At 63.0% G+C, this 16030-nt stretch carries 10 protein-coding genes; all 10 read left to right on the top strand.

Going from position 1 to position 16030, the window contains the following annotated elements; all coding sequences use genetic code 11:
• Positions 1 to 182 precede the first annotated feature (182 nt).
• The 10 genes from secE to ABIB73_RS34975 all read left to right on the top strand — a co-directional run bounded on the left by secE (position 183) and on the right by ABIB73_RS34975 (position 15951).
• A complete protein-coding gene (gene secE, locus ABIB73_RS35020) occupies positions 183 to 374 on the top strand; it encodes a preprotein translocase subunit SecE (protein ID WP_007611620.1) in 192 nt (63 codons plus the stop codon).
• A complete protein-coding gene (gene nusG, locus ABIB73_RS35015; RefSeq protein WP_038942315.1) occupies positions 374 to 931 on the top strand; it encodes a transcription termination/antitermination protein NusG in 558 nt (185 codons plus the stop codon). Before secE ends, nusG begins: the two co-directional genes overlap by 1 nt.
• A gap of 129 nt (positions 932 to 1060) precedes the next feature.
• A complete protein-coding gene (gene rplK, locus ABIB73_RS35010) occupies positions 1061 to 1489 on the top strand; it encodes a 50S ribosomal protein L11 (RefSeq protein ID WP_100382430.1) in 429 nt (142 codons plus the stop codon).
• Between the two features lie 6 nt (positions 1490 to 1495).
• Positions 1496 to 2188: a 50S ribosomal protein L1 gene (gene rplA, locus ABIB73_RS35005; RefSeq protein WP_354231745.1), complete on the top strand. Its 693-nt coding sequence runs from the start codon at positions 1496 to 1498 to the stop codon at positions 2186 to 2188.
• Positions 2189 to 2295: 107 nt separating this feature from the next.
• On the top strand, positions 2296 to 3249 hold the full coding sequence (locus ABIB73_RS35000; protein WP_354231743.1) for a 2-hydroxyacid dehydrogenase: 954 nt from the start codon (positions 2296 to 2298) through the stop codon (positions 3247 to 3249).
• A 564-nt stretch (positions 3250 to 3813) separates the two neighbouring features.
• Positions 3814 to 4332, top strand: a complete 519-nt coding sequence (gene rplJ, locus ABIB73_RS34995; RefSeq protein WP_354231741.1) for a 50S ribosomal protein L10 — start codon at positions 3814 to 3816, stop codon at positions 4330 to 4332.
• A gap of 52 nt (positions 4333 to 4384) precedes the next feature.
• Positions 4385 to 4756, top strand: coding sequence for a 50S ribosomal protein L7/L12 (gene rplL, locus ABIB73_RS34990; RefSeq protein WP_354231739.1), 372 nt, complete (start codon positions 4385 to 4387; stop codon positions 4754 to 4756).
• A 501-nt stretch (positions 4757 to 5257) separates the two neighbouring features.
• Positions 5258 to 9373: a DNA-directed RNA polymerase subunit beta gene (rpoB, locus tag ABIB73_RS34985; RefSeq protein ID WP_354231737.1), complete on the top strand. Its 4116-nt coding sequence runs from the start codon at positions 5258 to 5260 to the stop codon at positions 9371 to 9373.
• Positions 9374 to 9501: 128 nt separating this feature from the next.
• On the top strand, positions 9502 to 13698 hold the full coding sequence (gene rpoC, locus ABIB73_RS34980; RefSeq protein WP_354231735.1) for a DNA-directed RNA polymerase subunit beta': 4197 nt from the start codon (positions 9502 to 9504) through the stop codon (positions 13696 to 13698).
• Positions 13699 to 13890: 192 nt separating this feature from the next.
• On the top strand, positions 13891 to 15951 hold the full coding sequence (locus tag ABIB73_RS34975; protein WP_354231733.1) for an FAD-dependent oxidoreductase: 2061 nt from the start codon (positions 13891 to 13893) through the stop codon (positions 15949 to 15951).
• Positions 15952 to 16030: the final 79 nt, after the last annotated feature.

Raw genomic sequence — 16030 nt, 5'->3', positions numbered from 1 at the left:
TAGACACCCGGCACTCGCAGCCGGCCCGTTAAACGCGGATTTCCGGCGCGGCTTTGAAATCCCCGAACAATCGAGCCCGGTTTTCCGGCTCATCCTTCGAGACAGAGGGCTGGGCCGACGGCGGCTGTTCGGATCCCTGAAATCTTTAATCGCGTCTGTCGACGGACGTTGGACCTCAAACGATGGCAGTCAGCCCGTTCAAGTTCTTGCAGGAAGTGCGCTCGGAGACCGCCAAGGTCACCTGGCCGACCCGCCGCGAGACGACGATCACCACCATCATGGTGTTCGTCATGGTTGCGGTGGCGTCGATCTTCTTCTTCGCCGCCGACCAGATCATTCGTTACCTCATCACCTTCCTTTTGGGCATTCACTGATGGCAACAGCCGCCGCAACCCAATCGTCCGACAAGCGCTGGTATATCGTCCACGCCTATTCGAACTTCGAGAAGAAGGTCGCCGAATCGATCCGCGAGCAGGCCAAGCAGCGCGGGCTCGAGGAACTGTTCGAGCTGGTGCTGGTTCCGACCGAAAAGGTCACGGAAGTGCGCCGCGGCCGCAAGATCGACGCCGAGCGCAAGTTCTTCCCGGGCTATGTGCTGGTGAAGATGAAGCTGACCGACGAGGCGTTTCATCTGATCAAGAACACGCCGAAGGTGACAGGCTTCCTCGGCGCCGAAAACAAGCCGATGCCGATCTCGGAAGCAGAGGCCATGCGCATCCTGCACCAGGTGCAGGAGGGCGTGGAACGGCCGAAGGCGTCGGTGTCGTTCGAGATCGGCGAGAACGTGCGCGTGGCCGATGGCCCGTTCGCCTCGTTCTCGGGTGTGGTCGAGGAAATTGACGAGGCGCGCTCGCGCGTGAAGGTCGCGGTGTCGATCTTCGGCCGCGCCACGCCGGTCGAACTGGAATTCGGTCAGGTCGAGAAGGTCTGACCGGGTAGCTGTGAGGCTTCGGTCTCACGCAACAAGAGGCCGTGGGAGGGAGAGGGCGGTTGCCAGCCGCATCCGACCCAGACCACGAACCTGAAACCGCCGGCCCAGCCGGCACAACAGGAGTGATACATGGCAAAGAAAGTGACCGGATACCTGAAGCTTCAGGTCCCGGCCGGTGCGGCGAATCCTTCGCCCCCGATCGGTCCCGCGCTTGGTCAGCGCGGTCTCAACATCATGGAGTTCTGCAAGGCGTTCAACGCCCAGACCCAGAAGGAAGAGAAGAACACCCCGATTCCGGTGGTGATCACGATCTACGCCGATCGTTCGTTCACCTTCGAGATGAAGACCCCCCCGATGTCGTTCTTCCTCAAGCAGGCCGCCAAGATCCAGTCCGGTTCGAAAGCTCCGGGCCGCGACAAGGCCGGCGCGGTGACCAAGGCGCAGGTGCGCGAGATCGCCGAGAAGAAGATGAAGGATCTCAATTGCGACACCGTCGAATCGGCCATGAAGATGGTCGAGGGCTCTGCCCGCTCGATGGGTCTGGAAGTGGCGGGGTAAGGGCTCATGGCAATCGGAAAGCGTTTGAACAAAGCCCGCGAAGGTGTTGACCGCGAAAAGCTTTATCCGCTCGCGGACGCCATCAAGATGGTCAAGGAACGCGCGAAAGCGAAGTTCGACGAAACCATCGAGGTCGCGATCAATCTCGGTGTCGATCCGCGTCACGCCGACCAGATGGTCCGCGGCGTCGTGACCCTGCCGAACGGCACCGGCCGTACGCTCCGCGTCGGCGTGTTCGCCCGCGGCGCCAAGGCCGATGAGGCCAAGGCTGCGGGTGCCGACGTCGTCGGCGCCGAGGACCTGGTCGAGAAGGTGCAGAACGGCACGATCGATTTCGACCGCTGCATCGCCACCCCCGACATGATGCCGCTGGTCGGCCGTCTCGGTAAGGTGCTCGGCCCGCGCGGCCTGATGCCGAACCCGAAGATCGGCACCGTGACCATGGACGTCACCGGTGCGGTGAAGGGTGCCAAGGGCGGCTCGGTCGAGTTCCGCGTCGAGAAGGCCGGCATCCTGCAAGCCGGCGTCGGCAAGGCCTCGTTCTCCGAGGAGAAGCTGGTCCAGAACATCAAGGCGCTCGCGGACGCGGTCTCCAAGGCGAAGCCGGCCGGCTCCAAGGGCACCTACATCCAGCGCGTTGCGGTGTCCTCGACGATGGGCCCCGGCGTGAAGGTCGAGCCGGGCACGATTCTCGGCTAAGATTGCCTCGGCCAGAGGTTTGGAAATTGCATGATGCGAGGGGCGGAATTGGGCAACCGATTCCGCCCCTCATCGTTTGTGTGCGGCATTCATCGGAAACAAGAACAATGGCTGACAAGGTCCTGATCTACTCGCGCTTTCCCAAGACGATGATGGCGCGCTTCGCCGAGCGTTTCGAACTGCTCGACACCGGCGGTAAGCCGGCGCGCGAGGTGTTTTCGGCCGACGACCTCGGCGGCATCCGTGCGATGTTGACTGCCGGCGGCACCCCGCTCGGCGCGGAGGCGATGGATCTGTTTCCGAAGCTTGAGGCGATCGTCTGTTACGGCACCGGCTATGACGGCATCGACCTGAAGGCGGCTGCGGCGCGCAACATCGCGGTCGGCCACAGCCCCGGGGCCAATGCGGCCTCGGTCGCCGATATCGCGGTGACCCTGATGCTCGCGACGACGCGGCGGATCCTGGTCGCCGACCATTATGTCCGCAGCGGCGACTGGGCCGCCTCAAAACAGTCGCCGATGATGCGCCCGCAAGCCGGAATGCCCGGTCGCCGCATCGGCGTCTTCGGCATGGGCGAGATCGGCCGCAAGATCGCGGCGCGCTGCGCCGCCTTCGAGAGCGAGGTCGGCTATTTCAGCCGCAGCAAGTACGATCTGCCCTATCAATATTTCCCGACACTGGCGGCGCTGGCCGACTGGTGCAGCGTGCTGATGATCGCGGTGCGTGCTGGCGCCGAGACCCAGCATGTCGTCGACGCCGATATCCTCAAGCGGCTGGGTGAGGACGGCTACGTCGTCAATATTTCCCGCGGCTCGGTGATCGACGAGAAGGCGCTCGTTGCGGCACTGACCGACAAGACTATCGCTGGCGCCGGCCTAGACGTCTACGAGAAGGAACCGCATGCCCCCGACGCACTCACGGCGCTGCCCAATGTGGTGCTGGCCCCACATATCGGCGGCCACACCCTGGACTCGCACATCGCCATGCAGGATTGCGTGCTGGCGAACCTGACGGCGTTTTTTGTGGGCCAACCGCTGCCGCACGGCGTCAAAACGGCCTGAATCGGCCCTTTCGGACCAGCTCACGCTCGATTGGAGCTGATGTGAATTTTGCTCTTGGCAAGCAGGCAGAGAGCGGTTAAAGAACCGCTTCCGGACGTGCTGGCCGTGGCTGGCGCGTTTGTGCACGCATTCCGAAAACCCGATACGACAGGAGATCATTCCTTTTCAGGACGTCCGTAAGGATTTGCCGGAAGAGGAAGGAAAGCCATCGGTTGGTGGGATGCGGGCAGAGGTCAGGCGGTTCGCCGACTGGCCTTGTCCTGTCCAAGACTGCAGGCGCCCGCGGGAAATTTCGATTTCCCAACGGCTTAATCGCATGGCCTGCATAGACGGGTGAAGACCGGATTTCACTTCGCCTGCCACCTTGGGGTGGTTGCGGAATGGGTTTGGTTCGGACCTCGACACGCCGTGGGCTCTAACAGGCTCCCGGAGGGCAGGCTTTGAATTGTCGTCTTGCCCGGCGTGTCCGAAGGGTTTTGCCCTGAGGTTCAGGTTTGGGTGGGACGATGGGTGCAACCCGGCGGTCCCGCTTTCGCGATGACCGCCAACCGGAAAGAGCTTGCTGTGGAACGAGCGGCAAAAAAAGAGGCGGTCGAACAGCTCAATGGGGTCTTCAAGACCACGAGCGTCGCGGTCGTTGCTCAATATTCCGGCCTGACCGTTGCCCAGATGCAGAAGCTGCGCATGCAGATGAAGCAGGCTGGCGCCTCGGTGAAGGTCTCGAAGAACCGTCTCGCCAAAATTGCTCTTGAAGGCACTGACGTCGTTGCCATCGGCCCCATGCTGAAGGGACCGACCGTGATCGCCACTTCGAACGATCCGGTAGCGGCGCCAAAGGTCGCCATCGAATTCGCCAAGACGAACGAAAAGTTCATCATCGTCGGCGGCTCGATGGGAAAGACCGTCCTGAATGTCGACGGCGTGAAGGCTCTTGCCTCGCTGCCGTCGCTTGACGAACTGCGCGCCAAGATCGTCGGCCTGCTTGTGGCCCCGGCGACCAAGCTTGCGCAGCTCGCAAACGCGCCCGCGGGCAAGCTCGCGCGCGTCATCCAGGCTCATGCCTCAAAGAGCGAAGCGGCCTGACGCCCTTCGCAAAACTCAAACCCGAACCAGACTAGTTTAAGGAAACAGAACAATGGCTGACTTGCAGAAAATCGTTGACGACCTCTCGAGCCTCACCGTGCTCGAAGCCGCCGAACTCGCCAAGCTCCTCGAAGAAAAGTGGGGCGTGTCCGCCGCTGCGGCAGTGGCCGTTGCCGGTCCCGCCGCTGCTGCCGCCGCTCCGGTGGAAGAGAAGACCGAGTTCACGGTCGTTCTGGCCGCCGCCGGCGAGAAGAAGATCGAGGTCATCAAGGAAGTCCGCGCCATCACCGGCCTGGGCCTGAAGGAAGCAAAGGACCTCGTCGAGGGCGCGCCGAAGCCTGTCAAGGAAGGCGTGAACAAGGACGAGGCCGAGAAGCTCAAGGTCCAGCTCGAGAAGGCTGGCGCGAAGGTCGAGCTCAAGTAAGCAAACTTGCTTGCGCAAGATCCCGGGCGAGCCTCAAGCGAGACCCGGGATCCCGACCCGCAGCGATGGTGGCCGTGAGGCCCAAAACGGCGGGTTGGATGCAAAAGGCGTGCGACGGATCGTCCCGACGCGGGCTGAACACGAAAAAGTGTGGGGATTTGAGGGTTTACCCCTCGAATCTCCACTATTGTCGCCCCATATCGGGTCGGCAGCACGAAAGCGCGGTGGGCAGGGATGCCGGATTTCCCTGGAAGCCGTTGGGAGAGCAGGCTATTTCGGGCTTTTGCAGTCCGTGAAGACAATCGTTGTGACGGGCGGGCGTGCCTATGCGCCCCGCGCGTCGTTTTGCGTTTTGAAGGTCTGAAGAACAGATTCAGGACATGACGGCCTGAAACTGGACTTTCGGTCCCCAAGACGGGTTCGAAAAATTCAACCCGGGGAACGGCGCCAGCCGTGTCCTGGACGGCGCGCCCAGTGCGGGCGACGAAATGAGAGGCCACGATGGCGCAGCAGACATTCACCGGTCGCAAACGCGTTCGCAAGTTCTTCGGACACATCAAGGAAGTCGCCGAGATGCCGAACCTCATCGAGGTTCAGAAGGCGTCCTATGACCAGTTCCTGATGGTTGACGAACCCCAGGGCGGGCGGACCGATGAAGGCTTGCAGGCGGTATTCCGCTCGGTGTTCCCGATCTCGGACTTCTCGGGCACCTCGATGCTGGAATTCGTCCGCTATGAGTTCGAGCCGCCGAAATACGACGTCGACGAGTGCCGCCAGCGCGGCATGACCTTCGCAGCACCTCTCAAGGTGACGCTGCGCCTCATCGTGTTCGATATCGACGAGGAAACCGGCGCGAAGTCGGTCAAGGACATCAAGGAGCAGGACGTCTACATGGGCGACATTCCGCTCATGACGATGAACGGCACCTTCATCGTCAACGGCACCGAGCGCGTCATCGTCTCGCAGATGCACCGTTCGCCCGGCGTGTTCTTCGACCACGACAAGGGCAAGACCCATTCCTCGGGCAAGCTGCTGTTCGCCGCCCGCGTGATCCCGTATCGCGGCTCCTGGCTCGACATTGAGTTCGACGCCAAGGACATCGTCTATGCGCGTATCGACCGTCGCCGCAAGATTCCGGTGACGTCGCTGATGTTCGCGCTCGGCCTCGACGGCGAGGCGATCCTCAGCACGTTCTACAAGAAGATCCTCTACAAGCGGACCAAGGAAGGCTGGCGCGTTCCGTTCGACGCCAACCGTTTCCGCGGCTACTCGACCATCAACGATTTGATCGACGCCGACACCGGCAAGGTCGTGCTCGAGGCCGGCAAGAAGCTCACCGTGCGCGGTGCGCGTCAGATGCAGGAAAAGGGGCTGAAGGCGCTGCGCCTGTCGGATGAGGAACTCGTCGGCAACTACCTCGCCGAGGACCTCGTCAATCCCAAGACCGGCGAGATCCACGCGGAAGCCGGTGAAGAGATCACCGACAAGTCCATGAAGGCCCTCAACGAGCACGGCTACAAGGAGCTGCCGCTGCTCGACATCGACCACGTCAATGTCGGCGCCTACATCCGCAACACGCTCTCGGCCGACAAGAACATGACGCGCGAGGACGCGCTGTTCGACATCTACCGCGTGATGCGTCCGGGCGAGCCGCCGACGCTGGATTCGGCGCAGGCGATGTTCCAGTCGCTGTTCTTCGACGCCGAGCGTTACGACCTCTCCGCGGTCGGCCGCGTCAAGATGAACATGCGCCTCGACCTCGACGCGCCCGACACCCAGCGCACGCTGCGCAAGGAAGACATCCTCTCCGTCATCAAGACGCTGGTGGACCTGCGCGACGGCAAGGGCGAGATCGACGACATCGACCATCTCGGCAACCGCCGTGTGCGCTCGGTCGGCGAGCTCATGGAGAACCAGTACCGCATCGGCCTCCTGCGTATGGAGCGCGCGATCAAGGAGCGCATGTCCTCGGTCGACATCGACACGGTCATGCCGCAGGACCTGATCAACGCCAAGCCGGCGGCTGCCGCCGTGCGCGAGTTCTTCGGCTCCTCGCAGCTCTCGCAGTTCATGGACCAGACCAACCCGCTGTCGGAGATCACCCACAAGCGCCGTCTCTCGGCGCTTGGACCGGGCGGTCTGACCCGCGAGCGCGCCGGCTTCGAGGTGCGCGACGTGCATCCGACGCATTACGGCCGCATCTGCCCGATCGAGACGCCGGAAGGTCCGAACATCGGCCTGATCAACTCGCTCGCGACCTTCGCGCGCGTGAACAAGTACGGCTTCGTCGAGACGCCTTACCGCAAGGTCAAGGACGGCCGCGTCACCGACGAGGTCGTGTACCTCTCGGCGATGGAGGAGGGCCGCTACACGGTCGCGCAGGCCAACGTGCCGCTCGACCCGAAGGGCCGCTTCACCGAAGACCTCGTGGTCTGCCGTCACGCCGGCGAAGTCTTGCCGGTGACGCCGGACAAGGTCGACTACATGGACGTGTCGCCGAAGCAGCTCGTTTCGGTTGCCGCGGCGCTGATCCCGTTCCTCGAGAACGACGACGCCAACCGCGCGCTGATGGGCTCGAACATGCAGCGCCAGGCGGTACCGTTGGTTCGTGCCGAGGCGCCGTTCGTCGGCACCGGCATGGAAGGCGTGGTTGCGCGTGACTCGGGTGCTGCGATCGCGGCGCGCCGTTCGGGCGTGATCGACCAGATCGACGCGACCCGCGTCGTCATCCGCGCCACCGAAGATCTCGATCCGACCAAGTCGGGCGTCGATATCTACCGGCTGATGAAGTACCAGCGCTCCAACCAGTCGACCTGCATCAACCAGCGTCCGCTGGTGAAGGTCGGCGACATCGTCAAGAAGGGCGACATCATCGCCGACGGTCCGTCGACCGATCTCGGCGAGCTCGCGCTCGGCCGCAACGTGCTGGTCGCGTTCATGCCGTGGAACGGCTACAACTTCGAAGACTCGATCCTGCTCTCCGAGCGGATCGTGAAGGAAGACGTGTTTACCTCGATTCATATCGAAGAATTCGAGGTGATGGCCCGCGACACCAAGCTCGGGCCTGAGGAAATCACCCGCGACATTCCGAACGTCTCGGAAGAAGCGCTGAAGAACCTCGACGAAGCCGGCATCGTCTATATCGGCGCGGAAGTCCGCGCCGGCGACATCCTGGTCGGCAAGATCACGCCGAAGGGCGAAAGCCCGATGACGCCGGAAGAGAAGCTGCTGCGCGCCATCTTCGGCGAGAAGGCCTCCGACGTCCGCGATACCTCGCTGCGCGTTCCCCCGGGCGTGCAGGGCACCATCGTCGAAGTGCGCGTGTTCAACCGGCACGGCGTCGACAAGGACGAGCGTGCGCTGGCGATCGAGCGGGAAGAGATCGAACGTCTGGCCAAGGACCGCGACGACGAGCAGGCGATCCTGGACCGCAACGTCTACAACCGTCTTGCCGAGCTCCTCGAGGGACGGCAGGGCATTGCCGGTCCGAAGGGCTTCAAGAAGGACACCAAGATCACCCGTGCGGTGCTCGAGGAGTACCCGAAGTCGCAGTGGTGGCTGTTCGCTTCGCCCAACGACAAGCTGATGGCCGAAATCGAGGCCATGCGGAAGCAGTACGACGAGTCGAAGAAGGGGCTTGAACAGCGCTTCCTCGACAAGGTCGAGAAGCTTCAGCGCGGTGACGAATTGCCGCCCGGCGTGATGAAGATGGTCAAGGTCTTCGTCGCGGTGAAGCGCAAGATCCAACCCGGCGACAAGATGGCCGGCCGCCACGGCAACAAGGGCGTGGTGTCGAAGATCGTGCCGATCGAGGACATGCCGTTCTTGGAAGACGGCACGCACGCCGACATCGTGCTCAATCCGCTGGGCGTGCCCTCGCGCATGAACGTCGGACAGATCCTCGAGACGCATCTCGGCTGGGCCTGTGCCGGCCTCGGCAAGCGTATCGGCCAGACGGTCGATGCCTATTTGTCGAAGCAGGACATCAAGCCGCTGAAGGAGACCTTGAAGAAGGTCTACGGCGAGGACGAGACGATCAAGTCGCTCAACGACGGCGAACTGATCGAGCTCGGCCGCAATCTGAGCCACGGCGTGCCGATCGCGACGCCGGTGTTCGACGGCGCCAAGGAAGCCGACATCGAGGAGATGCTGAAGCTCGCGGGTCTCGACGCGTCGGGTCAGTCGACCGTCTATGACGGCCGCACCGGCGATGCGTTCGATCGCAAGGTGACGGTGGGCTACATCTACATGCTCAAGCTGCACCATCTGGTCGACGACAAGATCCACGCGCGTTCGATCGGTCCGTACTCGCTCGTCACCCAGCAGCCGCTGGGCGGCAAGGCGCAGTTCGGCGGCCAGCGCTTCGGCGAAATGGAGGTGTGGGCGCTGGAAGCTTACGGCGCGGCCTACACGCTCCAGGAGATGCTGACCGTGAAGTCGGACGACGTCGCCGGCCGTACCAAGGTGTACGAGGCGATCGTGCGTGGCGACGACACCTTCGAGGCCGGTATTCCGGAATCGTTCAACGTGCTGGTCAAGGAAATGCGCTCGCTCGGCCTCAACGTCGACCTGCACAATTCCAAGGTCGGGCCGGGGACGGCGGAAGCGGCCGAGTAACGCGATCTATCATGCCCGGCCGGCACGGCCGGGCATCGGCGCTCCACCCCGAGACTTGAGGGCAGGGCGCCCCGCATAGTGATTTTCGAATTTGCTGCCGGAGGCGACCGGCACGCGAGGAGAAGACGATGAACCAAGAAATTATGAATCTCTTTAATCCGACGACGCCGGCTCAGGTCTTCGACCAGATCCGGATCTCGATCGCGTCTCCGGAGAAGATTCTGTCCTGGTCGTACGGCGAGATCAAGAAGCCGGAAACCATCAACTACCGCACCTTCAAGCCCGAGCGCGACGGTCTGTTCTGCGCGCGCATCTTCGGGCCGATCAAGGATTACGAGTGCTTGTGCGGCAAGTACAAGCGCATGAAGTACAAGGGCATCATCTGCGAGAAGTGCTCGGTCGAAGTCACGCTGTCGCGCGTCCGGCGCGAGCGCATGGGCCATATCGAGCTCGCGGCCCCCGTTGCCCACATCTGGTTCCTGAAGTCGCTGCCCTCGCGCATCGGCCTCCTGCTCGACATGACGCTGAAGGATCTCGAGCGGATCCTCTACTTCGAATACTACGTCGTGCTGGAGCCGGGCCTCACCGCGCTCAAGGACCGCCAGCTGCTGTCGGAAGACGAGTATCTGAAGGCGCAGGACGAGTACGGCCAGGATTCCTTCACCGCCATGATCGGCGCGGAAGCGATCCGCGAACTGCTCAAGGGCATGGACCTCGAGAAGCTCGAGGTGACCTTGCGCGCGGAGATGCATGAGACCGACTCGGACATCAAGCACAAGAAGCTCGCCAAGCGCCTGAAGATCGTCGAGGCGTTCCGCCATTCCGGCAACAAGCCGGAATGGATGATCCTGACCGTGGTTCCAGTGATCCCGCCGGATCTGCGTCCGCTGGTGCCGCTGGACGGCGGCCGCTTCGCGACCTCGGACCTCAACGACCTCTACCGCCGCGTCATCAACCGCAACAACCGCTTGAAGCGGCTGATGGAGCTGCGTGCGCCCGACATCATCATCCGCAACGAGAAGCGCATGCTTCAGGAGGCCGTCGACGCGTTGTTCGACAACGGCCGCCGCGGCCGCGTCATCACGGGTGCGAACAAGCGTCCGCTGAAGTCGCTCGCCGACATGCTCAAGGGCAAGCAGGGCCGCTTCCGTCAGAACCTGCTCGGCAAGCGCGTCGACTATTCGGGCCGTTCGGTGATCGTGGTCGGTCCCGAGCTGCGCCTGCATCAGTGCGGCCTGCCGAAGAAGATGGCGCTCGAGCTGTTCAAGCCGTTCATCTATTCGCGGCTTGACGCCAAGGGCCTGTCCACCACCGTGAAGCAGGCGAAGAAGCTGGTCGAGAAGGAGCGGCCCGAGGTCTGGGACATCCTGGACGAGGTGATCCGCGAGCATCCGGTGCTGCTCAACCGCGCGCCGACGCTGCATCGCCTCGGCATCCAGGCGTTCGAGCCGGTGCTGATCGAGGGCAAGGCAATTCAGCTTCACCCGCTGGTCTGCGCTGCGTTCAACGCCGACTTCGACGGCGACCAGATGGCCGTGCACGTTCCGCTGTCGCTGGAAGCGCAGCTGGAAGCGCGCGTGCTGATGATGTCGACCAACAACATCCTGCATCCGGCGAACGGCCAGCCGATCATCGTGCCGTCGCAGGACATCGTGCTCGGTCTGTACTACGTCTCGATCATGCGTGAAGGCCTGCCCGGCGAGGGCAAGAGGTTCGGCGACATGGCCGAGCTCGAGCATGCCCTGCATGCGAAGGTCATCCACCTCCACACCAAGATCAAGTATCGGTGGCAAGGCATGGACGAGACCGGTAAGGTCTCGACGCGCTGGATCGAGACCACCGCAGGCCGCGTCATGCTCGGCAATCTGCTGCCGAAGAACCCGCGGATTTCGTACGAGATCATCAACAAGCTGATGACCAAGCGCGAAATCTCGGGCGTGATCGACCAGGTCTACCGCCACTGTGGTCAGAAGGAGACGGTGATCTTCTGCGACCGCATCATGGCGCTCGGCTTCTACAACGCGTTCAAGGCCGGCATCTCGTTCGGCAAGGACGACATGGTCGTTCCGCACTCCAAGTGGAAGATCGTCGATACCACCCGTACGCTGGCGAAGGATTTCGAGCAGCAGTACAATGACGGCCTGATCACCCATGGCGAGAAGTACAACAAGGTCGTCGACGCCTGGTCGAAGGCGACCGAGGAAATCGCCAAGGCGATGATGAAGGAGATCTCCTCCACCAAGAAGACGGCGAGTGGAGCCGATGCCGACATCAACTCGATCTACATGATGGCGCACTCCGGTGCGCGCGGTTCGCCGGCCCAGATGCGCCAGCTCGCCGGCATGCGCGGCCTGATGGCCAAGCCGTCGGGCGAGATCATCGAGACGCCGATCATCTCGAACTTCAAGGAAGGTCTCTCGGTGCTCGAGTACTTCAACTCGACCCACGGCGCCCGCAAGGGTCTCGCGGACACCGCGTTGAAGACCGCGAACTCCGGCTACCTGACCCGTCGTCTGGTCGACGTCGCGCAGGACTGCATCATCACGCAGGATGATTGCGGCACCAAGCTCGGCATCAAGATGCGCGCCATCGTCGATGCCGGCACCGTGGTCGCTTCGCTTGGCTCGCGCATCCTCGGACGCACGGCCTGCGAAGACGTGCGTGACAGCTCGGGCAAGGTGATCATCAAGCGCGGTACGCTGATGGAAGAGAGCCATCTGGATGCCATCCACCAGGGCGGCGTCCAGGAGGTGAAGATTCGCTCGGCACTGACCTGCGAACTCGTCAACGGCATCTGCGGCAAGTGCTACGGCCGCGACCTCGCCCGCGGCACGCCGGTCAACCACGGCGAAGCGGTCGGCGTCATCGCGGCGCAGTCGATCGGCGAGCCGGGTACCCAGCTCACCATGCGCACCTTCCACATCGGCGGTGCGGCGCAGCTCAACGAGCAGTCGTTCGTCGAATCCAACTTCGACGGCAAGATCGTGATCAGGAACAAGGCCATCGCCCGTAACAGCGAAGGTCACCTGGTCGCAATGGTGCGCAACATGGTGATCGCGATCGTCGATGCCGACGGCACCGAGCGTGCGACGCACCGTATTCAGTACGGTTCGCGCCTGCACGTCGACGAGGGCGACATGGTCAAGCGCGGCCAGCGTATCGCCGAGTGGGATCCCTATACCCGTCCGCTGCTCACCGAGGTGGAAGGCACCATCGGCTTCGAGGATCTGGTCGAGGGGCAGTCGATCTCGGAAACGCTGGACGAAGCCACCGGTATCGCCAAGCGCGTGGTCATCGACTGGCGCTCGCAGCGCGGCGGCGCGGACCTGCGTCCGGCCATCGTGATCAAGGGCAAGGACGGCAAGGTGCTCAAGCTCGCCCGTGGCGGCGACGCCCGCTACATGCTGTCGGTCGACGGCATTCTGTCGGTCGACATCGGAGCCAAGGTCCAGACGGGCGACATCCTTGCCCGTGTCTCGACCGAAAGCGCCAAGACGCGCGACATCACCGGCGGTCTGCCGCGGGTGGCGGAGCTGTTCGAGGCACGGCGTCCGAAGGATGCGGCGATCATCGCCGAAATCGCGGGCACCATCCGGTTCGGGCGCGACTACAAGAACAAGCGTCGCATCTCGATCGAGCCGATGGACAAGACGGATGAGGCACGCGAGTACCTGATCCCGAAGGGCAAGCACATCCACCTTCAGGACGGCGACGTCGTCGAAAAGGGCGACTTCATCGTGGAAGGCAACCCGGCACCGCACGACATCCTGGCGGTCAAGGGCATCGAGGAGCTCGCGGCCTATCTGGTCAACGAGATCCAGGAGGTCTACCGGCTCCAGGGCGTGCTCATCAACGACAAGCACATCGAGGTGATTGTCCGTCAGATGCTCCAGAAGGTGGAAGTCACCGACCAGGGCGACACGGACATGATCTCGGGCGAGCAGGTCGACAAGATCGAGTTCGACCAGCTCAACGAGAAGGCCAAGGAAGAGGGCAAGAAGATCGCCACGGGAACGCCGGTTCTGCTCGGCATCACTAAGGCGAGCCTCCAGACCCGCTCCTTCTTCTCGGCGGCCTCGTTCCAGGAGACCACTCGCGTCCTCACGGAAGCGGCGGTCAACGGCAAGGTCGACCCGCTCGAAGGCCTCAAGGAGAACGTCATCGTCGGCCGGCTGATCCCGGCGGGCACCGGCGCCTCCATGGCCAAGATCCGCGAGGTCGCCGTGAAGCGCGACAAGATGATCCTCGACGAGCGCGAGAAGCAGGCGTCCGTCGTATCGCCGGCGCCGGAAGCGGAGCCGATGGCTCTTCCGCCCGCGGAATGATGGTTCATCCGTAGGAATACCGAGGACAATGAAAAGGCCGGCGCAAGCCGGCCTTTTTGCTGCTTTGTTTGCTTGCTGCGATGCAGGATCAACCTTTGTTCATCTTTCCTTCAGGCGGAAAAGAGCTTCTGCTAAGGGAGCTTAGACCGGTGGTCCCGTGACGGGGGCAGGGCCGGAGACCACGGAACTGACATGCTTGATCTCGCAATCGTAGGCGGCGGCCCCGGCGGGCTGATGAGCGCCTGGTACCTGAAGCGTAAGCTCGGTGACCTCTGCCGCATCACCATCTATGAGGCCTCCGACCGGCTCGGCGGCAAGATCGTCACGCGCAAATTCGATTCCGCGCCGGCGATGTACGAGGCCGGTGTTGCCGAGATCTACGATTACTCGATGACCGGGCCCGACCCGCTGCGCGAGCTGATCCAGCATTTCGGGCTTCAGACCATTCCGATGGACGCCGAGCAGGTGCAGTTCGGCGGCGAGCTCCTCAACGACGTCGCCGGCATGCGCCGCAAATACGGCGCGAAGACCGCGGCGGCGATCGAGGCGTTCCGCAAGCGCTGCGCCGAACAGATGTCGCCGATCGAGTACTACGAGGGCGTCGGGGCGCACGACAACGAGAATCCCTGGGCCTACAAGACCGCCGAGCAGGTGCTCGACGAAGAGGTCGAGGACGAGATCGCGAAACGCTTCTTCAAGGTGATGGCGCGCTCCGATCTCGCCACCGAAAGCCACAACACCAACGGGCTCAACGCGCTCAAGAACTATTTGATGGATGTCGACGGCTACATCGGCCTTTACTCCATCCAGAACGGCAACGAGCAGATCGTCGACTGCCTCCAGTCGGAGGTCAATGCCGACATCCAGCTCAATCACCGCGTGCTCACCGTCGGCAAGGCGCCGACCGGCCGCTACCAGCTCAAGATGATGAACGGCAAGGGGCCGGAGACGCGCGACTTCGACCTCGTGCTGGTCTGCCTGCCGCATTCCTGGCTTGCGACGGTCGGCTGGGAGGGCGAGCAGCTCCGCAAGTCGATGGTCAAGCACGTCTCCTATTTCGATCGTCCAGCACACTACCTGCGCGTCTCGATCCTGTTCGATTCGCCGTTCTGGGGCGACAGGATTTCCGGCGCCTGGTTCATGTCGGAAGCCTTTGGCGGCTGCTGCGTCTACAACGAAGGCGCGCGCCACGACGTCGGCAAGCACGGTGTGCTGAACTGGCTCATTCCCGGCTCCGACGCGCTGGCCTTCGCCAATCTCTCGGACCAGGACCTGATCGACGCCGCGCTGAAATCGCTGCCGGCCTCGCTCGGCGATGCACGCGCGCATTTCATGGAAGGCAAGGTCCACCGCTGGTTGTCGTCGGTGAACGCGATTCCGGGCGGACTGCCCGTGCGCGACGTCATGACCAATCACCGGCCCGAGCCGAAGGAGCATCCCGGCATCGTCGTGGTCGGCGACTATCTGTTCGACTCGACGCTGAACGGCCTGCTCGACTCCTCGGATGCTGCGACCGACATCATCCTGACAGAGATGATGCGCCTGCGCCGCGCGCACAGCCAGGACGCGAAGCCGCTGTCGAACAAGATCGATCGCGACTATTTCGAGGACTATCGCGGCCAGGGGCCTTACGGCGAGGCGTGGCGGCAGTTCACCGATCCCGACTATCTCACCAAACTGATCGGCATCGTCTGGGGCAAGGTGAAGGCCGCCAAGCTGCTGGTCGCGGGCGCCGCCAGCGGCGAGCTGGTCGGTGCGCTGCGAGAGCGCGGCATCGATGCCTGGGGCATCGAGAACAACCGCGCCATCCACGCCAGGACGCCGAAGGCGCTGAAGAAGTACAACAAGCTCGGCTCGATCACCGACATGCCGTTCAAGGACGGCGCGTTCGACTTCGTGTTCGAGACGAGCCTCTGCCATGTTTCCCCGAAGCAGGTGGTCCGCGCGATCCGCGAGTTGAATCGCGTGGTCAAGATCGGGCTTGTGTTCGGCTCGATCACCTCGGACATGGCGCCTGCGCTGATCGACCGCTATGACCTGTTACGCGGCGTCAGGAAGCTCGGCACCTGGTGGGAATGGTCCGAGCTGTTCTTCGGCAACGGCTTCGATCTCGCGATGCACCGCAAGGACTGTACGGATGCGCTCTGGGAAGCGACGCTCGCCGCCAACAAGGGCCCGGGCCAGTGGTATGCCGACGCCGACAGCTTGCGCTACTCCTTCTTCGACAAGGTCGAGAACGAAGACGACGACTAGCCTCAAGGATCGGAAGAATTCGCCAATTGCTTTGCCGAATTCATCCTGATCGCATAGAATCGGTGCAATAGCGGCGTTC

It is taken from the genome of Bradyrhizobium sp. F1.4.3 (assembly GCF_040548375.1).
Lineage (GTDB): Bacteria > Pseudomonadota > Alphaproteobacteria > Rhizobiales > Xanthobacteraceae > Bradyrhizobium.
This window is presented reverse-complemented; position numbering and strand designations above follow the sequence as displayed.